This window comes from Burkholderia sp. AU30280 (assembly GCF_020420125.1).
Taxonomy (GTDB): Bacteria; Pseudomonadota; Gammaproteobacteria; order Burkholderiales; family Burkholderiaceae; genus Burkholderia.
In genome coordinates, this window is record NZ_JAIZRY010000008.1 from 225,691 (window position 1) to 247,987 (window position 22,297).

A 22,297-nucleotide genomic window follows, 5' to 3' on the forward strand; every position below is an offset into this window, starting at 1 on the left:
AATGTCAAGGGAGGCCTGAAGCAGTCGGGAAATGTTGACTCGCTTCAGCCTTTGCGAACTGGTGAACTGGCGAACTGGCGCAGGATGGGGTCTCGTACAGCGCCTCTTCCGTCGCGGGGCCGCTAGAGCCGAACCAATGCCGCATCAGATGCACGCGCAACATCGCCATCAACGGATATCCGGCCCCCTTGCCTTTCCACAACGGCGGCTTGAACGGAGCAAGCCCCCGTCCACGGCGTCGCCTGACCCATTTCGATCGGAAACGACCTTCGGGCCCGCTTGCGTTTGCCAGCTTAACCGGAGTCGACAAAAATGCTTGCTTCATCTGGATGCTCGGGCAATCTGGGCGGCGTATTCCAGCAGATTCAGGGAGTCCTTTTAATGGACTCCCTGAAACCTGTCGCCGTCAACCCTGCCAGGCATCGCATCGACTTCAGCTCAGAACGCGTTCGAGTGTTCTCTCCGGACGATTTCCGCGCCTGCACTTAAAGCATTCAGCTTGCCTCTCGCTACGTCACGAGACAAAGGCGCCATGCCGCAGTTGGTGCAAGGATAGAGCTTGTCGGCATCGACAAACTGAAGCGCCTTTCGCAAGGTGCTGGCGACTTCCTCAGGCGTTTCGATGGTATCGGTTGCCACATCGATGGCCCCCACCATGACCTTTTTACCTCGAATGAGTTCGATCAGATCCATGGGAACACGTGAGTTGTGGCATTCCAGCGAAACCATGTCGATACTGGATTTTTGCAGCTTGGGAAAGGCTTCCTCGTACTGGCGCCACTCCGACCCCAGCGTCTTTTTCCAATCCGTATTGGCCTTGATGCCGTAGCCATAGCAAATATGCACGGCAGTCTCGCACTTGAGACCTTCAATCGCCCGCTCCAGGGTCGCCACGCCCCAATCATTCACTTCATCGAAGAAAACATTGAATGCGGGCTCGTCGAATTGAATGATGTCGACGCCAGCGGCCTCCAGCTCCCGGGCTTCCTGGTTCAGGATCTTTGCGAACTCCCAGGCCAGTTTTTCGCGACTCTTGTAATGATCGTCGTAAAGCGTATCGATCATGGTCATGGGGCCTGGCAGCGCCCATTTGATGGGCTGCGTGGTCTGCTGGCGCAAAAACTTCGCATCTTCGACAAAAACCGGCTTTTGTCGAGCAACGGCATCGACGACCGTCGGCACGCTGGCATCATAGCGATCACGGATTCGAACGGTCTTGCGGTTCGCGAAATCAACGCCACTGAGGTGCTCGATGAACGTCGTCACAAAATGCTGGCGCGTTTGCTCGCCGTCACTGACGATATCGATGCCCGCATGTTGCTGCTCTTGCAATGACAAGCGCAAAGCATCTCGTTTGCCTTCGATCAACCCCTCATCCTGCAACTTCCAGGGCGACCAGAGCGTCTCGGGTTGGGCGAGCCAGGAGGGTTTGGGCAAGCTGCCGGCAGTTGAAGTCGGGAACAATTTCTTCACAATAGATGACCGTGGTTTTTGGGTTAATCAAAGCGCGTAGTTGGCGGACCACTGCTCAAGGACAGCGTGGTACGGTTTGATGAAGTGCTCTTCGACAAACCTTCCCTGCTCGATAGCCAGCCGGCTGCGTTCTTCCCGATCGTAAACAATTCGGGTCAGTGAAAAATCCTGATGCTTCAGGCTTGGCCGATAGGATTTTCCGGCTGCGGAATTCGCGTTGTAAATCTCGGGCCGGTAGATCTTCTGGAACGTATCCATCGTGCTGATGGTGCCGATAAGCTCGAGATCGGTGTAGTCGCCAAGCAAATCTCCGGAAAAATAGAATGCCAAAGGCGCAACGCTATTCGGAGGCATGAAATAGCGAACCTTCAACCCCATTTTTTTGAAATACTCGTCAGTCAGCGAGTATTCGTCCTGCTCGTATTCAAAACCCAATACCGGATGCTGATTGGCGGTCCGATAATAGGTCCTGCTACTCGACACGCTCAGGCAGATAACGGGCGGCTTCTTGAAATTGGCCTTGTAGGCGCTTGAATTCACGAAGCACTTGAACAGCTTGCCGTGCAGATCTCCAAAATTCTCCGGCGTACTGAACTCGGACTGATTCCTGGTGTGCTCCAGCAGCAGAACGCTGAAGTCATAATCCCGCACGTAAGACGAGAAATTATTCCCTACGATGCCTTCGATGCGCTCATTGGTCTTTCGGTCGACAATATTGGTTTTCAATATCTCGATCAAAGGGAGCGGATTGCCACGGCTTTCACCGTCAACGCTCATTTCGACGGAAATGATTTCAAGCTCGACGGCATAGCGATCACCTTCAGGATTGTCCCAATGCGCCAGCGCATTGAACCGGTTGTTAATCATCCTGAATGTATTGCGCAAGTTCTCTTGACGACTCGCGCCTCTAGCCAAGTTGGCGAAGTTGGTCGTGATACGCGTGCTGTCTGACGGCCGATAGTCCTCATCGAAGCAAATGCGCTTGATGGCAAATTTAAAATCCTGACTCATTTTGATCTGGCACCCTGATTTCCGAGATAAAGCCTGAATTCAGGCCGTGACTTTTCAATGCTTTCCGATTTTATTTTCTGATTTTTTCTCAGAAATATTGTTGACATCGGCATTCAAGTCGAAATTCTATGCCGGGCCATCCATGAAAAAAAGTGAATTTATCTCATCGACCCATTAGCCACGTTCATGGCACGGCGTGCCTGTTGGTTTGCCCGCACACTCGCCCCTCTCCATCCGCCCCTTCATGGCCTGACGGCACAGTCATGGAGCGCGCGTGGCGAACGCCTCACGCGATAAGCGGATTCGCTAGGTTCGGATCGAATCGAGCGGCGAACCGTGAAATGCGGCATGCGTGAAGGAGACGTCCCTCACTGCGGAGGGAAGGGGCGACGAATGACGAATGGCATGGCCGATAGCCGGCTCGATCTCGTGCTGAATCGCAGCAGACAAGGAGCAGGTAGATGCCGAGTCGCTTCCGATGCGCCAGCGCCATGCCAAAGAGCCTGCGCCCTGGCGATCCGGGACATACGCCGGACGGTACGCAGCGCGACCGGGGGTTTGCTCGAGTCCGGCGCCTTCAAGCCGTTCGGCTTGTTGATCCGGGCATGGATGGCGACGTCAGGACTCGATCGCGGCGTCGTCGTCGCCGTAGAACTTCACGCCCAGCTGAATGCGTTCCCGGCCGCTTGCCAGGCGATGCCGATTGGTGTCGCGTAGCGAGTAGACGCAGCCGCAATATTCTTGCTGGTAGAAGTTTTCCCGCTTGCTGATCTCGATCATGCGCGCCGAGCCGCCGCCTTTGCGCCAGTTGTATTCCCAATACAGCATGTCGGGATAGTGCGAGGCCGCGCGCACACCGCACTCGTTGATCTGTTGCATGTTCTTCCATCGCGAGATGCCCAACGAACTGGTGATGACCGGGAAACCGTGTTCATGCGCATACAACGCCGTGCGTTCGAAACGCATATCGAAGCACATGGTGCAGCGGATGCCGCGCTCCGGTTCGTGTTCCATTCCCTTGGCACGCTCGAACCAGTTGTCGCGATCGTAGTCGGCATCGATGAACGGGATACCGAATTGATCCGCAAACCGGATGTTTTCCTGCTTGCGCAGTTCGTATTCCTTCAGCGGATGGATATTCGGGTTGTAGAAGAAGATCGTGAAGTCGATGCCGGACGCCTGCATGGCTTCCATCACTTCGCCCGAGCAAGGAGCACAGCAGGAATGCAGCAGCACTTTCTTGTGCCCGCCGGGTAACGCCAATGGCGTGCGTTCGATTGTGGATGCCATGAGATGTGCGTTGAAATACGCCCGCGTCCGTCGAACGGGGTAGCCGCGCATTGTGGCCTTCGACCGGGAGAAATGAAAATGGAAATATTTTCATGCTCCCATGAAGGCCGCTCATGGAAACCGCTGCCGCAACGCATCAAGCCACGCCGCGGCCGCCGGCGACCCTCTGCAGCATGATGTCGGTGGCCTCGATCGCCTTGTGGCGCCTGGACGTGATTCCGGCCGGCGTGAGGAACATGCTGTAGATATCCAGGCGGTCGACCGGCACCGGGCGGCTCTCACGCCCTGCGCGGCAATGCGGTGGCGGGCGCCGATGAACCGCGACATCGGCGCCCGCCAACCGGCCCGCGGGCCGGTCACGCAGCGTCAGCCTTCCTTGCCGCCCGCCCCCTTTCCGCCGAAGGCCTCGCACTCCGGCCTGTCCCACCGCGTCTTCACCACGCGGTTATCCGAATCGAACTGGATCTGGTACTGGCAGGTCGCGACCTTGCCGGCGTCGCGGAACTGGAACAGGTAGTTCCACGTCCGCACGTGGAAGATCCACTCGTGGAAATGCGGCGGGCCGAGCAGCTCGTAGAGCTGGTTCTTCGTCACGCCCGGCTGGACCTGCGCCAGGTTAGCGGGATTCGGGTACGTACCCTCGGGCAGCGTGGCCGTATCGGCCGACGGGAACGGCGGATCGCCCTGCTGCGTGGCGCATCCGGTCAGGCCGGCGGCGGCGAGCAGCGCCGCGGCCGCGAACTTTGCAAGATTTGCGTTCATGTTTGCCATTGTCTGAATGGAAGGGAAACGGCACGGGCCGCGGCTCACCACTGATACCCGGCACCGACCACCGCGCCATACGCGCCGCGCGTGTTGGTCGAGACGGCCGCCTTGTAGACCCAGTGGTTGTTCTCCGAGATCGTCGAAATGCCGAGCGCCTGCCCGGACTGGCCGCGATACACGCTGCCGGCCAGCGCGACCATGCTCTTGCCGGGCCCGGACGGTTGCGGCAGGCCGGCCACGGCCATCGCCGTCGCCGTGCCGCCGTCCGCGTCGCGGCGGTAGCTGTCGAGGCTGTTGCGCAGGCTGGCGACCTGGCCGTCCGTGTAGCTGTTCGCCTGCGACAGCGTGTTGCCCACGCTCGCGTTCAGCTGGTTCACGTTGACCGCGTCGGTGCCCTGCGTGCCGGCCGCGACGTTGACGACCTGCCGCGCCGAATCCGCCGAGCCCACGGCCACGACGTTGGAGCGGCCGCCGTCGTTGCTGCCCGTGCCGATCGCGGCCGAATTGCTGCCCGTCGCGCTCGAGCCGACGCCGATCGCGGTCGACCCGTTGCCCGACGCCAGCGCCCCGTTGCCGACCGCCGTGCTGTTCGAGCCCGACGCGACCGCCCCCGAGCCGCCCGCCGACGAGTTCGCCCCCGTCGAGCCCGGCGGCAGGTTCGTGCCGGCCGGATTCGTCGTGTACGAGCCGCCGAGGTTGGACGTGCGCTGCGTGATCAGCGTCGTCAACTGGTTGGCGACCGAGTCGAGCTGCGACACGTTCACCGCGTCGGTGCCGTTCTTGCCGGCCGCGAGGCCGGTGATCTGCCGGTTGCCGACGTTGACCTCGCCGGCCGACGACTGCGGGCTGCTCAGGCCGTACGCGATGTAGTTCGTCTGCGCGCCGACCGTCGTCAGCGACCCCGCGCCGAGCGCGACGCTGTTCGCATAGGTCGCCGACGCGCCGGCGCCGAGCGCGAGCGCATCGGTCGCCGTGCTGTGCGCGCCCGATCCGAGCGCGACGCTGCCCACGCTGGCCGCGACCGCGTTGGCGCCCTGCGCAACCGACTGCGCGCCGGTTGCCGTCGCGCCGCTGCCGAGCGCGAGCGCGTCGGCCTGCGCGGCGCTGGCCGCCTGTCCGATCGCCACGCCGCCCGGCGCGGTGGCGTCGACGATCGCGCCGTTGCCGATGCCCACGCCGTTATCGCCGTTGACGACCGTCGTCGGGCCGACCGCGACCGAATCCGCGCCCACCGCGAGCGAATCCACGGCCGTCGAGTTCGCATGGAAATACTTCTGGCTCGTGACCGCGAACGACTGCAGCGCGCCGGCCAGTTGCCGCACGGTCACGGCGTCCTGCTGCCCGGTGCCGTCCGCGACGTTGGTGATCTGGCGATACGTCTTGCTGGCGGCGTCGCCGACCGACACCGCGCCCAGCAACGTCTGGTCGGTCGTGTTGAACGGAATCGACGCGCTGCCGTTGCGGATCACGCCGGAGGCCGGCACCGTCGCGCGATCGGACACCGAGCCGGCGCCGAGCGCGATGCTGCCGTCCACCTTCGCGACCGCGTTCGGGCCGATCGCGACGCTGTCGAGCCCGAGCGCCTGGCTGTCCGGTGCGGTCGAGTTCGCGTGGAAATACTTGATGCCATTCGCGTTGATGTTGTCGATCGCCGAGCCGACGTTGTTATTGATCGTCGTCGAACCGTCGCTGTTGTACGTCACGTACGACGGCGCGGAAATCTTCCCGGTCGTCGGATCGTAGGTGGCCCCGCCGCCGATCGCGCCCGCCGTGCTGTTGCCGAGGTTGGTGTTGTTGCTGGCGATCGAGCTGAGGCCGGTCGACAGCGAACCGATGCCCGTCGACGTCGCGGTGGACAGCGACGTCAGGTTGCTGTTCGTGCTCGACAGGCCGGTGGACAGCGAGCCGACGGTCGTCGAGGTCGAAGTCGACAGCGACGCGATCGAGCTGGTCGTCGAACTGAGCCCGGTCGACAGCGAACCGATGCTCGTCGAGGTCGCGGTCGACAGCGACGTGACGTTGCTGTTGGTCGTGCTCAGGCCGGTGGACAGCGATACGACGCCGGTGGACAACGAACCGACGATCGTCGAGGTCGAGGTCGACAACGACGCGATCGAGCTGGTCGTCGAACTCAGGCCGGTGGACAGCGAGGTGATGCTGGTCGACGTCGACGTGGACAGCGACGTGACCGTGCTGTTGGTCGAGCTCAGGCCCGTGGACAGCGAACCGACGATCGTCGACGTGGACGTCGACAGCGACGTCACCGCGCTGTTCGTCGAGCTCAGCCCCGTGGACAGCGAACCGACGATCGTCGACGTGGACGTCGACAACGACGTCACCGCGCTGTTCGTCGAACTCAGCCCCGTCGACAGCGAACCGACGATCGTCGATGTGGACGTCGACAGCGACGTCACCGCGCTGTTCGTCGAACTCAGCCCCGTCGACAACGAGGTGATGCCCGTCGACGTCGACGTGGACAGCGACGTGATCGAACTGTTGGCCGACGACAGGCCGGTTGATGCGGACGTCGACAATGACGTCACTGCGCTGTTGGTCGAGCTCAGGCCGGTCGACAGCGAGCCGATACCCGTCGACGTCGAGGTGGACAGCGACGTCACCGAACTGTTGGTCGAACTCAACCCCGTCGACAACGAGCTGATGCCGGTCGAGGTCGAAGTCGACAACGACGTGATCGCGCTATTCGCCGACGACAATCCGGTCGACGTGGAGGTCGACAACGACGTCACCGAGCTATTGGTCGAACTCAACCCCGTCGACAACGAGCCGATGCCGGTCGAGGTCGAAGTCGACAACGACGTGATCGCGCTATTGGCCGACGACAATCCGGTCGACGTCGAGGTCGACAATGACGTCACCGAGCTATTGGTCGAACTCAACCCCGTCGACAACGAGCCGATGCCGGTCGAGGTCGAAGTCGACAACGACGTGATCGAGCTGTTGGCCGACGACAACCCGGTCGACAACGACGACACCCCCGTCGACAACGAACCGACGCTCGACGCCGTCGACGTCGACAGCGAATTCACCGCCTGGTTCGTCGCGTCGAGCTGCGACCCGTTGATCGCATCCGTGCTCGCGGCGTTGATGCGCCCGGCCGCGACATTGGTGATCTGGCGCTCGGTGCCTGCCGCGCCGACGCTGACGACGCTCGTCGGCGTCGTGCCGTTGAACGTGTACGTCACGCCGCCGATCGTCGCGCTTGCCGTCGGGTTCGGCGCGGCCGTCGTCGAGCCCGAGCCGAGCGCGACATCGCCGGCATTGTTCGCCACGGCCGATGCACCGAACGCCACCGCACCGGCAGCCGCGGCCGTCGACGTGTTGCCGAGCGCAAGCGAGCCGGCGCCCTGCGCGTTGTTCGAATTGCCGATCGCCACCGCGCCGTCGCCGTTCGCCGTGTTGTTCGAACCGGCCGTGACCGCGCCGGTGCCGATCGCGGTACTGGGATCGCCGATCGCCACCGCGCCGTTGCCGCTGACCGTCTGGCCCGCGCCGAGCGCGACGGCGCCGATACCGCCGAGCACCTTCGAGTTGTTGCCGGCGGCAATCGAGCCCGCCCCCGCCGCGGCCGCGACCGAGTTGCTGTCGCCGATCGCCACGGTGGAAGCCGCCGCCGCGACGCTGTTGATGCCGATGGCCGTCGCATTCGTGGCGGACGCCGTTGCACCCGAGCCCAATGCAGTCGCCGACACGCCGGTCGCGAGCGCAAGATTGCCGAGCGCAACCGCGGACTGCTGCGTCGCCGTCGACTGAACGCCCATCGCAACCGAACTGACGCCCGACGCATTGGCGCTCAAGCCGTACGCCTGGGCATTGTCGGCGCCCGCCGTCGTTTTCGAGCCCAGCGCGATCGAACTGGTGCCGAGCGACTGCGTGCCCGAACCCGGTACGCCGGCTGTCCCGCCCCAGCCGATCGCGATCGACGTCGCGCCTTTCGCGCCGGCATTGACGCCCATCGCGACGCCGGAATTGCCGGACGCCAGCGCACCGCTCCCCACGGCAACCCCGGCCGCGCCCGAACTCGTCGACTGATTGCCGAGCGCGATCGCGCCTTGATTGATGGCTTGCGACGAATAGCCGAGCGCGATGCTGGCCATGCCGGACGAGACGGCCCCGAGGCCCAGCGCGGCGGCATATTGACCGGAAGCCGTCGCATTGTTGCCGAGCCCGACGGCCGACACACCGGTTGCGGACGCCCCGCTGCCCATCGCCACCGATCCGCTTTGCGTCGCATTCGACTGGTTGCCGATCGCGACCGAGTAGTTGCCCGAACCGATCGCCTGCACGCCCATCGATGCGCTGTTGATGCCGGTCGCCTGCGCGTTGATGCCGACGGCCGTCGAACCGTCGGCCATCGCATGCGCACCCGGGCCGAGCGCCGTGGCCGACAAGCCCTGCGCCGTCGACAGGTTGCCCAGCGCCGTGGAATTCTGCTGCGCGGCACTCGAACCGACGCCGATCGCGATCGACGTGACGCCGCCGGTCGCCGAGCCGCCATCCGGCTGGTACTGCGCGTGCGCGCCGGCATGGAACAGCGCGAGATACGCGGACGCCATCAGCATGGTGAGGCGCCTGAGCGACGGAGCCGAAGGCGTGCCCGCGCAGGCCGCGGCTCCTCCATCCATGGCACGCGCCGGCGTGCCACGCGACGACGCGACGCGCTTTCCGCGCGCGCGATCAAGCTCCGAAGCCGCAACCCAGGCTCCCAATGCTTCGTTCCAGATCGACTTGAACGACTTGTTCATCTTGTCTTCCCTCGGTTCTCATGTGCTGGATGACGCAACGTCGAACGCGGCGGCCGGCGAGAACGCCCTCTGCACATTCCCGCCCGCCTCGCGACGCGTCGCTATTCACTTTGGATCACTAACTAAACAGCCGGGTAACACTGCACGACACTCGCGATGGATCTCGCGATCGCGCGACCGTACGCCGTCCGTGTCGGTCGACACGATGCAACGCGACGATCGCCGGTTATCGAATCATGGACGCCGACGTGGCAGGCCCGGCGGCACGATGCGCGCCGCGCTTCCGCGCACGCGTGCGCCATCGCGCCGGATCAGCGACGATCTTGACTCTCATGGGAAAGCGTCACTCGGACGCCGGATGGCGGAAGCCGGCCCGCACCCGGGGGCGGCCCGCCCTGGTTCATTCAGGAGGAGGATGGCGCCATGCGATCCCCGGGACTGAAGCATGCGCCGCCGGTTCGTGCGAACCGGGGCGCTGGCCTGTCATGCCTGCTGTATTCATCGTTTTCGTGCCCGCCTGATTCGAAAGCGCACCGCGCGCGGCCGTCCCCCGACGGATCGAACCCTCGGACGGCCAACGCGCAGCCACTCACCCTTTCCGTCCGGCATTCAAACGCTTTTTCCGGATTTCCGGAATTGCATCGACGACTTGCCGGACGACCCCTGCACCGAATGAATCGATCGAATTTCCTTGACGATTTCGTCTCGACCGGTATCACACACCCACCCGAATTCCAGAATTCGCCGATTGCTCTTATATGACTACGTATTCGGCGAATTATGAAATTTTCATTACCCTCGTGCCAGTTATTCGTTCACCGCCGCATTCCCAGATCATGGGAATCACATCGTGCAATGTCACATTGGTATCGCATGCCCAGGAATGGGACTTCGACATGCGATCCGCGCGATCTCGCCCGCCTCGAAAGAACCGATTCCAGCCGCGCCGGGGCTAGTGTGCGGGTATCCGTCCGAACGAACCTTTTCTCGAGCGGAAAAATACTTTTCCCGAGCGGACGGCATTTACATTCATACATTCCGGAGCAAATCGCGATTTCACGACTAGCATGTTTCCATTCCATGAGTCGAAAAAAATTAATCATTCAAACGACCTTCCCTTCATCTTCTTTACATCGCACATATCAACATCCGGACGCACGTCAAACGGATTCTTCACTCGTGCAAAGGCTAATTTTTCGCAATTGAACCGGCAATAAAGACCGATCATTAAAAATCAATTCGGCACGTTTTTCCGCTTCCGTTTCATTCGACCGAACGCAATGGCGGCCAACACGCAGCACCTTGTCGCACAAGCCCCCACGGGTCGCGCGGAATCCTCACAACATGCGCTGTTGTCGGCATATAATTTTTCGCAACAATCGCGCACATAGCGATGCGCTCACCCTGACCGGCCACCCTTCCAACGCGTCCGCCACCATGTCATCCCGCTTGTCCAGTTCGGCGTCGCCTCGTCCCACGCCGGATCTCGCCGACGCTCATATTCTTGTCGTCGACGATCGCCCGAACGACCTGCGGCTCCTGACCGAAATCCTGCGTGCCGCACGGTGCCGGATCAGCGTCGCGTTCGACGGGCTGCAGGCCTATCACCGTGCGCAGGCGATCGCGCCCGACCTGATCCTGATGGATGTCCGCATGCCGCGCATGGACGGCTTCGCCGCGTGCCGGCTGCTGGCGTCGACGCCTTCGACGCAATCGATCCCGGTCATCATCCTGACGGCCGCGGGCGATCTCGCGGATCGCATCGCCGGGCTCGAAACGGGCGCGATCGACTACATCATCAAGCCGTTCGAGCCGACCGAAGTGCTGGCCCGGATCCGCAATCACCTGAAACGGGCGCGGCGCAGCCAGCCGTTCGCCCATCTGCCCGAGCTGCCCGACAACCCCGATGCGGCCCTCGTGCGGGCGGCGTCCGAGGTTCTGCTGCGCGACCTGCGCCATCCGCCGGCGCTCGAGGAACTCGCCAGGCAGGTCGGTACGCACGAAAAGCGCCTGTCCCGCGTGTTCCGCGACCATCTCGGCCAGACCGTGTTCGAATATCTGCGCGACACGCGCCTGCGCGCCGCGATGCACTTCCTGGCAGAGACGTCGATGGGGATCGGCGACATCGCCGAGGAAATCGGCTTTTCCACGCCCGGCAACTTCGCGACCGCGTTCCGCGAACGCTTCGGCAGCACGCCGTCCGACTGGCGGCGCCAGCGCCATGCGGTCAATGCTCCTCCCGTCGCACCCGCGGAGCACCATCACGATGGGTAGGCGCCACGCGGCATGGGCAGCCGGATGTCGCGCGACGCTGCTGCTTCTGCTCGCGATGGCCGTCACCTGCGCGACGGCGCGCGCCGCGCCGACGCCGAACCCCGCGCAACTGGACGCCGTATCGGTGTTCGAGGACGCGAGCACGACGATGTCCGCCGACCAGGTCGCCGCACGGCTCGCCGATCCGGTTCATGGCACGCCGGTGGCCAGCACGGCGTCGTTCAACGTCGAGTTCTCGCGATCGGCATGGTGGATCCGCGCAACACTGACCAACCGCGACGGCGCCGCACGCCCGCTGGTGCTCGCGATTCGCGACGCGCGCGTCGACCGGGCGGATTTCTATATCGGCCGGAACGGCCGGTGGACGCTCGACAGCCGCTTCCCGGCCGCCGGCGCCGGCGGTGATGCCGCCGGGCCGCCCTCGCGCTACCCGACGCTCGACGTCACGTTGCGCGCCGGCGAAAGCCTCCCCGTCCTGATCCGCGTCACGTCGCGCAAGGAAATGCGACTCGCGCCGGCCGCGTTCACGCATGCGGCGTGGGATGCGCTGGAACGGCGCGCGACGATGTGGGACTTCGGCTTCTTCGGCGGGCTGCTCGCGCTCGTGTGGTGCGCGCTGCTGATCGGGTTCTTTTCGCGCAGCGGCGTGTTCCACGTGCTGGCCGCGGTGGCGCTGGGCACGACGCTGTTCGAAGCGGCTTACCGCGGCTATCTGGCGACGGCGTTGCCGCCTGCGCTGCGTGAATGGTCGGCGCGCGGCGAAATCGTCTTTGCCTACCTGGCGATCTCCTGCTTCATCGTGTTCATCCTGATGGTCGCCCGGCGCGAGCAGGCGAAGCTGCCGATGCGCGCGATCTACACGGCCTTCCTTGCGCTCGAAGGCGTCGGCATGGTCGGCGCCGCGTGCGGCGACCTGCTGACGTTCACGTGGTTCTGCCTGCGGCTGAACGCGCTGGTCGGGATCGTCAACATCAGCGTCGCGCTGGTGCTCGCGATCCGCCGGACGCCGACCGGCCGCGTGATGCTGATTGCAGTCGCCTTCGCCACCTTCAACATGCTGATCCGCGTGCTCGACGGCATGAACACGCTGCCGCCCGCGCTCTCCTGGCTGAAATCCGACATCTTCCCGAACCCCGTCATCGCGATCGTCGGTCTCGCCACGCACCTGCTGGTGCTGGCCGCATGGATCCACCACGTCGGCCGCCAGCGCACCGAGGCGAGGAAGCGGCTCGAGCACTGGCAGCTCACCGAACAGGATCGCCTGCGCGACGAAGTCGCACGCCGCACGCTCGCGCTCAACGACGCGCTGCAACAGGTGACGACCCACATGCAGCAGAAGATCGAGACGCTCGGCTACGTCAGCCACGACCTGCGCGCGCCGCTGTCCACGATCAACGGCTACGCGAAGCTGCTGCTGCAAGGCGCGACACCCGGCCAGGCGCGGCTGATCCGGTCGATCGACCGCAGCATCCGCTACCAGCTCACGCTGATCGACGAACTGCTCGCGTTCACGAAAGCCGAACTGCAGCCGCTCGGCGTGTCGCCGGACACGACCGACCTGCCCGGCCTGCTCGACGATATCGGCCACTACGCGGTCGCGCTGTGCGCGCAACAGGACAACCGGTTCGTCTACCGGCCGGCCACGCCGCTGCCGCGCACGGTGTCGATCGACGGCATGCGGCTGCAGCAGGTGTTGCTCAACCTGCTGTCCAACGCATCGAAGTTCACGCGCGACGGCACGGTCACGCTGTCGATTCATGCCGCGCGCGAAGGCGACACCTGGCGCCTGCTGTTCGAGGTGGCCGATACGGGCATCGGGATCGACATCAGCGGAAACCGCGACATCTTCCGCGCGTACCAGCAGGTGCAGGCCGTGAACGGCGGCACCGGGCTCGGCCTGTTCATCGCGCAGCGCATCGTCGGCGCGATGGGCGGCGAGCTGGCCGTGGCCAGCCAGCCGGGCGTCGGCACGGCATTCTCGTTCGCGATCGTCGCGCCGGCCGTCGGGCACGCGCTCGTGCCGGTGCCGGAACTCGTCCGGCGGTTTCATCCGGACGGCGATGCCGAACCGGACCTCCCCGCGCCCGCGATGCCGTGCCCGCCCGACGATGCGCTCGACCAACTGATCCTGCTGGCCGACAACGGGCAGCTGACCGATATCGAGGCATGGCTCGGCCAGTACGCGGACGAGCCGGATTACGCGCGCTTCGTGCGAGACGTACACGAACACCTCGATGCACTGGACCTGGACGCGATCGGGAAACTGGCCGGCTCGCTGAAACATGCGCGCGGCGCCGCCGCGGCGTTCGACGCCGAAGCCGACACCGCCGGGCCGGCCTGACAGCGCGGCCCGGCGGTGTCGCTCACGCGCCGATCGGGCACCGGCCGGCCGCCGGACGCGACCGCCCGCCGTCACGTCGGGACGCGTTGTGCCGCGCCCCCCCGCCGGACGATGCGCGCGCTACAGCCGCCGCATCGTCGAAACCAGTTCGGCGCCCTCATCGGGCGATGCCGGCCGCGCCCGCACCGGGTCGCGTTTCGGTCTCGGCGCGCCGAGCCCCGTGCCGCCCGTGCGCCGCCGCGTTGCGTGCCGTTCGATCACCCGTTGCAGCACGCAGAACACGCACAGCAGCGCGCCGATCACGATCCGCGTCCACCACGAACTCAACGTGCCGTCGAACGTGATCAGCACCTGGATCGTGCCGAGGATGCCGACGCCGAACACCGAGCCGACCACGTATCCCACGCCGCCCGTGAGCAGCGTGCCGCCGATCACGGTCGCGGCGATCGCGTCGAGCTCCATCCCCTGCGCCTGCAACCCGTAACCCGACAGCACGTACAGCGTGAACACCACGCCGCCGAGCGCCGAACAGAAGCCGCTCAGCGCATAGACGCCGATCTTCGTGCGCGCGACCGGCAACCCCATCAGCAGCGCCGAACGCTCGTTGCCGCCGATCGCGTAGACGTTGCGGCCGAAGCGCGTGAAATGCGCGACGTAGATCGCGCCGGCCAGCGTCGCAAGGGCGATCAGCGCGCCGGCGCTCAGCATCCCGCCGCCGACCGGCACGCTGAAGCCCGCGATCGCATGAAACACCGGCTCGTTGATCGTGATCGACTGCGTCGTGATCAGGAAGCACGCGCCGCGCGCGAGAAACATCCCGGCCAGCGTGACGATGAACGGTTGCAGCCGGAAACAATGGATCAATGCGCCCATCGCCGCGCCATACAGCGCGCCGAACGCGAGCACCAGCGGCACGATCGCCCACACGGGCCAGTGCAGCCGCTCGGCGCCGACCGCGCAGAAGATCGTCGTCAGCGCGACGACCGAACCGACCGACAGGTCGATCCCGCCCGACACGATCACGAATGTCATCCCGATCGCGACGATCAACAGGAATGCGTTGTCGACCAGCAGCCCGGTCAGCACCTGCATCGAGAAAAAGCCCGTGTAGGTCACGGACCCGAAGCCGAACAGCGCGGCGAACAGCACGATCGTCACGACGATCGGCAGCGTGCGCGGGTCGGTGAGCCGGCCAAGGAATCGGTTCATCGCGGCGTCGCTCCGGAAGTGGCGCGCGAACGCGCGGAAGACAGCAATCGCGACGCATGCCGGACGACCAGCGCGCGCGCCGCGTCCGACTGGATCAGCGTCACGACGATCACGACGACTGCCTTGACGACGAGCGTCGCCTCCGGCGGCACGCCGATCGAATAGGTCGTGTAGGTCAGCGTCTGGATGATCAACGCGCCGAGCACCGAGCCGGCGAGGCTGAAACGGCCGCCGAGCAGCGACGTGCCGCCGAGCGTCACCGCGAGGATCGCATCGAGCTCGAGCAGCAGCCCCGCGTTGTTGCCGTCGGCGCTGCGCACGTTCGAGCTTGCCAGGATGCCCGCGAGCGCCGACATCACGCCGCAGCACAGATACACGCCGAACACGACCGCGCCCGAGCGCAGCCCGACGAGCCGTGTCGCGACCGGGTTCACGCCGATCGCACGGATGAACAGCCCGAGCGCCGTGCGGTTCACCAGCAGCGCGGTCGCGGCGATCGTCGCGACCGCGATCCACACCGCGCACGGCGCGGCCGCGAGATAGCCGCCGCCGAGCGCGAGGTAGCCGGGCGCGCCGATCGGGATGATCTGGCCGCCCGTCAGCAGTTGCGCGACGCCGCGGCCGGCCACCATCAGAATCAGCGTCGCGATGATCGGCTGCATCCCCACGAACGCCACCAGCAGCCCGTTCCATGCACCGGCCAGCAGCCCGACGCCGAGCGCCGCGGCCAGCGCCAGGCCGACCCGCGACGGATCCGCGTCGAGCACGATCGCCGCGGCCGCCCCCGCGATCGCGACGATCGCGCCGACCGAGATGTCGATCCCGCGGGTCGCGATCACGAGCGTCATCCCGAGCGACACGATCACGAGCGGCGCCGCGCGGTTCAGGATGTCGACCGGCGCACCGAACAGGTGGCCGTCGAGCAGCGTGATCGACAGGAAGCCCGGGCGATGCGCGACGTCGAGCGCGAACAGCAGCACGAGCGTCAACGCCGGCCACGCGAGCGGATGTCGAAACAGCGTGCGCAGCAGCGTCATGACTGACCTCCCGCGATCAGCCGGTACACCTGCTCCTCGGACGCATCCGCGCCGGTGAGTTCGGCGACCTTGCGGCGATCGCGCAACACCGCGATCCGGTGGCTCACGCGCACGACTTCGCTGATTTCCGACGAGATGAACAGGATCGCGAGCCCCTGCGCGCACAGCGCGAGCACGCGCTCCATGATGTCGAATTTGGCGGCGACGTCGATGCCGCGCGTCGGCTCGTCGAGGATCAGCAGCTTCGGTTCCGTCGCGAGCCAGCGCGCGAGCAGCACCTTCTGCTGGTTGCCGCCCGACAGCAGGCCGATCGGCTGCTCCGCGTCGCGCGCCTTGATGCCGAGCCGCGCGATGTACGTCTCGGCGAGCTCGCGCTGGCGCGCCCGCCCGATCAACCGCCACCAGCCGCGCCGCGCCTGCAGCGCGAGGACGATGTTCTCGCGGATCGACAGCGCGGCGACGATGCCCTCCTTCTTGCGGTCCTCCGGACAGTACGCGATGCCGTGCCGGACCGCGTCGTGCGGCGACGCGAGCCGCGTGCGCGCCCCGTCGATCTCGATCGCGCCGGTGTCGGCGCGTTCCGCGGCGAATGCCAGCTGCGCGGCTTCGGTGCGCCCCGAGCCGAGCAGCCCGGCCAGCCCGACGATCTCGCCGGGCCGCACGTCGAGGTCGAGCGGGTTCATCATCCCCCGCCGGCCGACCTGCTGCATCGACAGGAACGGTTCGGCGTCGCCGGCGGTGCGCTCGACAGCCGCGGCGCCCGCCTGCAGCGTGTCGGGCATCCGCTCGCGGCCGGTCATTTTCGCGACGAGCGCATCGACCGGCAGGTCGCGCGCCAGGTACTCGCCTTCGCGCTCGCCGTTGCGCATCACGGTGATCCGGTCGGACACCGCATAGGTCTGCTCGAGAAAGTGCGTGACGAACAGGATCGCGATGCCCGATGCCTTCAGCCGGCGCAATACGTCGAACAGCCGCGCGACCTCGCCGTCGTCGAGGCTCGACGTCGGCTCGTCGAGAATCAGCACGCGCGCATCGACCGACACGGCCCGTGCGATCGCGACCATCTGCTGCACGGCGATCGGATACGCGTCGAGCGAGCGCGTGACATCGAGCGACAGGTCGAGTTCGGCCAGCGCCGCACGCGAGCGCGCATGAATCGCGTTCCAGTCGATCGCGCCGCGCCGCATCGGCTGCCGGCCCGCGAAGATGTTCTCCGCGACCGACAGGTTCGCGCAGAGGTTCACTTCCTGGTAGAGCGTCTGGATGCCGGCCGCCTCGGCTTCGCGCGGCGCGGCAAAGCGCACGGGTTGGCCGCCGACGCGAATCTCGCCCGCGTCGTGCGCATGCACGCCGGTGAGCACGTTGATCAGCGTCGACTTGCCCGCGCCGTTCTGGCCCATCAACGCGTGGATCTCGCCCGGAAACAGCCGGAAACTCACGCGCTGCAGCGCGCTGACGCCCGGAAACGACTTGTCGATGCCGATCATCTCGACCACCGGCGGATGCGTCATGAACCCTCCCTCGGAACGGTTGCCGTCCGGGCGGCCGCCACGCCACCGCCCGTGCCGGATTGTCGGTACGTTGCTCAGTACTTGCGGGTCGGCAGCACCTGGGCTGCGACGTTCATCGGGAACACCGTCTCGTTCGTCACGATGCGCTTGGGCAGCGGCTTGCCGGCGACGACGTCCTTCACCGCGCTCATCAGTTGCGGGCCGAGCAGCGGGCTGCATTCGACGTCGACGTTGATCTTGCCGGCGACCATCGCCTGGAAGCCGCCCTTCGTCGCGTCGAACGACACGACGCTCACATCCTTGCCCGGCTTGATCCCCGCTTCTTCCATCGCCTGGATCGCGCCGAGCGCCATGTCGTCGTTGTGCGCGTAGACGACGTTGATCTGCTTGCCGTAGGTTTTCGCGAACGCTTCCATCACCTGCTTGCCGCCCGCCAGCGTGAAGTCGCCGCTCTGCGACGCGATCACCTTGAATTTCGGATTGCTCTTGATCACTTCGAGCAGGCCGGCCCGCCGGTCGTTGGCCGGCGCCGAGCCGACCGTGCCCTGCAGCTCGACGATATTGATCGGACCCGGGTCGTTCTTGTAATGCTCTTCCATCCAGTGGCCGGCGCGCCGCCCTTCCTCGAGGAAGTCCGAGCCGATCATCGTCACGTACAGCGACGGATCCTTCACGTCGACCGCGCGATCGGTCAGGATCACCGGGATATGCGCGGCCTTCGCTTCGGTCAGCACGGGCTCCCAGCCCGATTCGACGACCGGCGAGAACGCGATCACGTCGACCTTCTGCGCGATGAACGAGCGGATCGCACGAATCTGGTTCTCCTGCTTCTGCTGGGCGTCGGAGAATTTCAGGTTGATGCCGGCCTCCTTCGCCGCGCTCTTCACCGACACGGTGTTCGCGGTACGCCACGCGCTTTCCGCGCCGACCTGCGAAAACCCGAGCGTGATCGGTTTCTGCTGCGCGTGCGCGCCGCCAGCCAGCGCCGCCGCCGCGGCAACGATCGCGCCGGCCGCCAGCTTCCTGATGAATGTCATGGTTCGTCTCCGATGATGTCGTTCTCTGCCGCTGCGCTGTTCTGCTTCTTCGTGGCGCAGGCGCGGGTCGGGGCTGCGACGGCCGGGGCATCCCCTCGGCCCGGTCCGCACGCCCCGCATCAGTCTAGGAACAAGCCCGATAACCTTCCAATGAAATATTGGATTGAGGCGATATCGGAATCGGCATACGTATAAACACCTAAGCGCAAGGAGAAGATGGCTTCGGCGCGCCTGTCGAGTCGTTTTGAACGCGAAAAGGCCGGCGCATTCGGGGAATGCGCCGGCCACTTCATCAAGAGAATCGTGCTGCGTCGCGCCGCAGAGGCTAACCATCCGTCGGGCAGCGTGCGATGCACGCCTGCCGGCACGCCCTGGCGTCGCCCGCTGCGCCGTCAGGCAACGGCGCCTGCCGGATCAGCGCAACGCGCCCTTCGCGTGCAGTTCGCGGCCGATGCGCACGATCTCGCGCTCGCCTTCCGCCAGCGCGGCGGCACTCGTGTGCACCGAGTAGCTGCCCAGGTGCAGATCGTGCGGATGCGGGACGGCCGTGCCGACCACGAAGCGCACATCGGTCACCGCCTCGAATTCGATCGCGGCGTCGGACGGGTCGAACACCACCAGTTCGCCCTGCCCGACCGGATCCGGTACGCGCAGGCTGCCGTCCATCACTGCGGTCCAGCCGACGCTGCAGCCCGGTTGCGGCCGGCAGGTCCAGCGCTCGCCGGCCTTGAGCTGCACGACGACGTAGTGGAGGCCCGGCGGCGCATCGATCGGGCTGACCGCGTCGCCGCTGCGGCCGAGCAGCACGCGGGCCGGGCCGTCCGACGGGATGTCGGCGATCGACAGATGCTGGCTGAAGGCCGGCGCCAGCTCACGCTCCGGCGGCAGCGCAACCCACAGCTGGAACACCTTGACCGGCGGCACGACGGTACCGGCATGCCAGACCCCGCGCCCGGCGTGCATCCATTCGATGTCGCCCGCCACGATCGTGCCTGCGTGGCCGGTGGATTCGGCGTAGCTGCCGCGACCGTCGATCACGAGCGTGAGCGTGGCGATCCCGGAATGCGGATGCCAGCCGAAGCCCGACCCGATCGACGCTTGCGTATCGACCCGGTCGAGAAAGACGAACGGCTTGATCATCTCGCCGACGTCGGACGGGCTCACCATCCGGACGATCGGCCCGTGCGCCCGGCCGCGCGTGCGCAAGATGACGCGACGGCCGGCAACGGCGACGTCGGCGGGCAGCGTGGCATGTGACATGGTGGCGCTCCTGTGGTCGGTCTCGGTCGTGCGGCGTCAGGCCGCGAGCGCAGCCGCCGCTTCCTTCGCCGATGCGATGGCGCCGTTGCGCGTGTCCTGCCCCATCGCCACGCCTTCCGCGCGGACGAACGTGATGTCCGTGATGCCCAGGAAACCAAACGCCGCTTTCAGATAGGTTTCCTGATGATCGAACCCCGCAGCAGGCGAACCTTCGCTGTACACGCCGCCGCGCGACGACGCGACCACCACCTTCTTGCCGCCGCACAACCCGACCGGCCCGTTCTCGCCGTAACGGAACGTCGTGCCGGCCACCGAGATGCGATCGATCCACGCCTTCAGTTGCGAGGCGATGCCGAAGTTGTACATCGGTGCGCCGATCACCACGATATCCGCGGCGAGAAATTCGTCGAGCGCGCGCCGGCCGATCTCGACGTCCGCCTTCAGTGCGTCAGAAATCGGGGCGCCTTGCGCGGCGGCCAGATGGTCCGCCGTCAGATGGCCGATCGGCGTGGCGGCGAGATCGAGGCGCGTGACGGTGAGGCCCGGATCGCGGGCACGGAACGTCGCGACGGCTTCCGCCGACAATTCGCGGCTGACGGAGCCCTGGCCGAGGATGCTGGAATCGATATGGAGCAGTTTCATGCGTATGTTCTCCGAACGGGATTACTGCTTGAGCGCTTCGGCCGTGATCAGCAGCTTCGTCTTCATCCTGAAGCCGTACTGCTTGCCGTAGTCGAGGCCGAAATCGCCGCGGTCGAATTGGCCGACGGCGTCGACACCGCACACTTCGCGCTTGAGCATCGGGTGCGGCATGCACTTGAATGAGTCGATCTTCAGCGTCACCGGCTTCGTGACGCCATGCAGCGTCAGGTTGCCGACCACCGACACCGGCTTGTCGCCGTCGAACTTGATCGCGCCCTTGTAGTTCGCCTGCGGGAACTTGGCCGCGTCGAAGAACTCGGCCGTCTGCAGATGCTCGTCGAGCTTCGTGCTGCCGGTGTGGATCGATGCGATGTCGGTCGTCACGTCGACCGTGCCCGTCTTCGCCGCGCGGTCGAGCGTCACGGTGCCGCTCGACTTGTCGAACTTGCCGCGCCAGACCGACAGGCCACCCATGTGGTCAGCCTCGAAGCTCGGGTACGTGTGGCTCGGGTCGAACTGGTACGTCACGCTTTCGGCGAAGGCCGGGAACGACAGCGACGCTGCCAGCGCGCCTGCGGCGATGATCAGTTGCTTTTTCAAACTCTTTCTCCCTGGAACGTAAAGGTTCATCTGTAGCGTGAGAGCAGTATGGAGAGTGAAGCCGCTTTACACTAGATGGATAAACAGGATTTGATTAATCCATTTTTGGAGGAATCCGATGCTCGATCTGAATGACCTTGCGCTGTTCGTCCAGGTCGTCCGCGCCGGCAGCTTCTCGGAGGCCGGGCGCCGCCTGCGCATGCCTGCCAATACGCTGAGCCGGCGCATCGACCAGCTCGAGGGGCAGCTCGGCACGCGCCTGCTGCATCGCTCGACCCGCAAGCTCGCGCCGAGCACCGAGGGGCAGGCGCTGTTCGAGCGCTATGCGCCGGCGCTCGACCGGATCTTCGAGATCGAGCGGCTGCATGCGGACGGGCAGGAACCGTCCGGCACCGTGCGCATGACGGCAATGGCCGGCCTGTTCGAAATTTTCCGGCTGGAATGGCTGGCGGAGTTCTATGCGCGCTACCCGCAGATCAGCATCGACTTCCTGCTCGACGACACGCCGTCGGACCTGATCGGCGAGCGCATCGACCTGGCCTTGCGCATGGGGATCGAGACCGGCGGCAGCTTCCGTGTGCGCCGGATTGCGCCGGGCACGATGATCCTCGCCGCCAGCCCCGCGTATCTGGAACGGCGCGGTGCGCCGCGCACGCCGCGCGAACTGGCCGACCACGACTGCCTGACGGTTTCCGGCCGCCAGGGCCGCAGCATGTGGCGCCTGCAAGGGCCGCGCGGCACCCAGGAAATCTCGATCGACAGCCGCTTCTCGGTCAACGACATGCGCGTGGTGGTACAGGCCTGCATCGCCGGGCTCGGGGTCGCGCTGCTGCCGCAGTTGCTCGCGGAACCGGGCATCGAGCAGGGAAAGCTGGTGCGCGTGCTGCCTTCCTACCGACGTTCGAGCAGCGACCTCGGGCTGCAGCTCGTCTATACGAGCCGGCCGCCATTGGCGCCCGCAGTCACGGTGTTTGCCGATTTCCTGCTGGAAAAGCTCGGCGAAGCGTTGCCCGGGCAGTCGAAGCACCCTGCCGACCGATAACGTTTCGTTGTTGCGGCAAACGGCATTTCTCGTTGAACGCCG

Annotated in this window: 15 protein-coding genes and 1 pseudogene; 3 read left to right on the plus strand and 13 right to left on the minus strand. The window is 65.4% G+C overall.

Translation table 11 applies throughout. The features are described from left to right. Positions 1–68: 68 nt before the first annotated feature. From LGN17_RS20180 to LGN17_RS20210, 6 genes and pseudogenes are all read right to left on the minus strand, one after another. A pseudogene (locus tag LGN17_RS20180) lies at positions 69–257 on the minus strand (transposase); the annotation flags it as partial. 181 nt (positions 258–438) lie between these two features. Beyond that, positions 439–1,473, minus strand: coding sequence for a methionine synthase (locus LGN17_RS20185; RefSeq protein WP_226198336.1), 1,035 nt, complete (start codon positions 1,471–1,473; stop codon positions 439–441). A gap of 27 nt (positions 1,474–1,500) precedes the next feature. Then, positions 1,501–2,484 carry a DUF1852 domain-containing protein gene (locus LGN17_RS20190; protein ID WP_226198337.1) on the minus strand — a complete coding sequence of 328 codons (984 nt, stop codon included), beginning with the start codon at positions 2,482–2,484 and terminating at the stop codon, positions 1,501–1,503. A 618-nt stretch (positions 2,485–3,102) separates the two neighbouring features. Continuing rightward, positions 3,103–3,774: an epoxyqueuosine reductase QueH gene (locus tag LGN17_RS20195; protein WP_226198338.1), complete on the minus strand. Its 672-nt coding sequence runs from the start codon at positions 3,772–3,774 to the stop codon at positions 3,103–3,105. Between the two features lie 366 nt (positions 3,775–4,140). Next, positions 4,141–4,536: an outer membrane protein assembly factor BamE gene (locus tag LGN17_RS20205; protein ID WP_226198339.1), complete on the minus strand. Its 396-nt coding sequence runs from the start codon at positions 4,534–4,536 to the stop codon at positions 4,141–4,143. 44 nt (positions 4,537–4,580) lie between these two features. Beyond that, on the minus strand, positions 4,581–9,302 hold the full coding sequence (locus LGN17_RS20210) for a YadA-like family protein (RefSeq protein ID WP_226198340.1): 4,722 nt from the start codon (positions 9,300–9,302) through the stop codon (positions 4,581–4,583). 1,437 nt (positions 9,303–10,739) lie between these two features. Here LGN17_RS20210 and LGN17_RS20215 point away from each other — a divergent pair. Further along, on the plus strand, positions 10,740–11,576 hold the full coding sequence (locus tag LGN17_RS20215; RefSeq protein ID WP_226198341.1) for a response regulator: 837 nt from the start codon (positions 10,740–10,742) through the stop codon (positions 11,574–11,576). Next, positions 11,569–13,917, plus strand: coding sequence for a sensor histidine kinase (locus LGN17_RS20220; RefSeq protein ID WP_226198342.1), 2,349 nt, complete (start codon positions 11,569–11,571; stop codon positions 13,915–13,917). The genes LGN17_RS20215 and LGN17_RS20220 overlap by 8 nt, the downstream gene beginning before the upstream one ends. 120 nt (positions 13,918–14,037) lie before the next feature. Here the strand turns inward: LGN17_RS20220 and yjfF are convergent, their stop codons facing one another. From yjfF to LGN17_RS20255, 7 genes are all read right to left on the minus strand, one after another. Beyond that, a complete protein-coding gene (gene yjfF, locus LGN17_RS20225; protein ID WP_226198343.1) occupies positions 14,038–15,126 on the minus strand; it encodes a galactofuranose ABC transporter, permease protein YjfF in 1,089 nt (362 codons plus the stop codon). Further along, the gene (locus LGN17_RS20230) at positions 15,123–16,163 is read right to left on the minus strand and encodes an ABC transporter permease (protein ID WP_226198344.1); all 1,041 of its coding nucleotides are present in this window, start codon (positions 16,161–16,163) and stop codon (positions 15,123–15,125) included. The genes yjfF and LGN17_RS20230 overlap by 4 nt, the downstream gene beginning before the upstream one ends. Beyond that, positions 16,160–17,674 (minus strand): sugar ABC transporter ATP-binding protein, encoded by a 1,515-nt coding sequence (locus LGN17_RS20235; RefSeq protein ID WP_226198345.1) that lies wholly within the window; start codon positions 17,672–17,674, stop codon positions 16,160–16,162. Before LGN17_RS20235 ends, LGN17_RS20230 begins: the two co-directional genes overlap by 4 nt. A gap of 74 nt (positions 17,675–17,748) precedes the next feature. Further along, complete coding sequence (locus tag LGN17_RS20240) at positions 17,749–18,711, minus strand: ABC transporter substrate-binding protein (protein WP_226198346.1); 963 nt, start codon at positions 18,709–18,711, stop codon at positions 17,749–17,751. Positions 18,712–19,125: 414 nt separating this feature from the next. Beyond that, positions 19,126–19,971, minus strand: a complete 846-nt coding sequence (locus LGN17_RS20245) for a pirin family protein (RefSeq protein ID WP_226198347.1) — start codon at positions 19,969–19,971, stop codon at positions 19,126–19,128. Positions 19,972–20,007: 36 nt separating this feature from the next. Continuing rightward, a complete protein-coding gene (locus LGN17_RS20250) occupies positions 20,008–20,613 on the minus strand; it encodes an FMN-dependent NADH-azoreductase (RefSeq protein ID WP_226198348.1) in 606 nt (201 codons plus the stop codon). Between the two features lie 21 nt (positions 20,614–20,634). Then, the gene (locus tag LGN17_RS20255) at positions 20,635–21,213 is read right to left on the minus strand and encodes a YceI family protein (protein ID WP_226198349.1); all 579 of its coding nucleotides are present in this window, start codon (positions 21,211–21,213) and stop codon (positions 20,635–20,637) included. 118 nt (positions 21,214–21,331) lie between these two features. Here LGN17_RS20255 and LGN17_RS20260 point away from each other — a divergent pair, with 118 nt between their 5' ends. Next, positions 21,332–22,255, plus strand: a complete 924-nt coding sequence (locus LGN17_RS20260; RefSeq protein WP_226198350.1) for a LysR family transcriptional regulator — start codon at positions 21,332–21,334, stop codon at positions 22,253–22,255. Positions 22,256–22,297 lie beyond the last annotated feature (42 nt).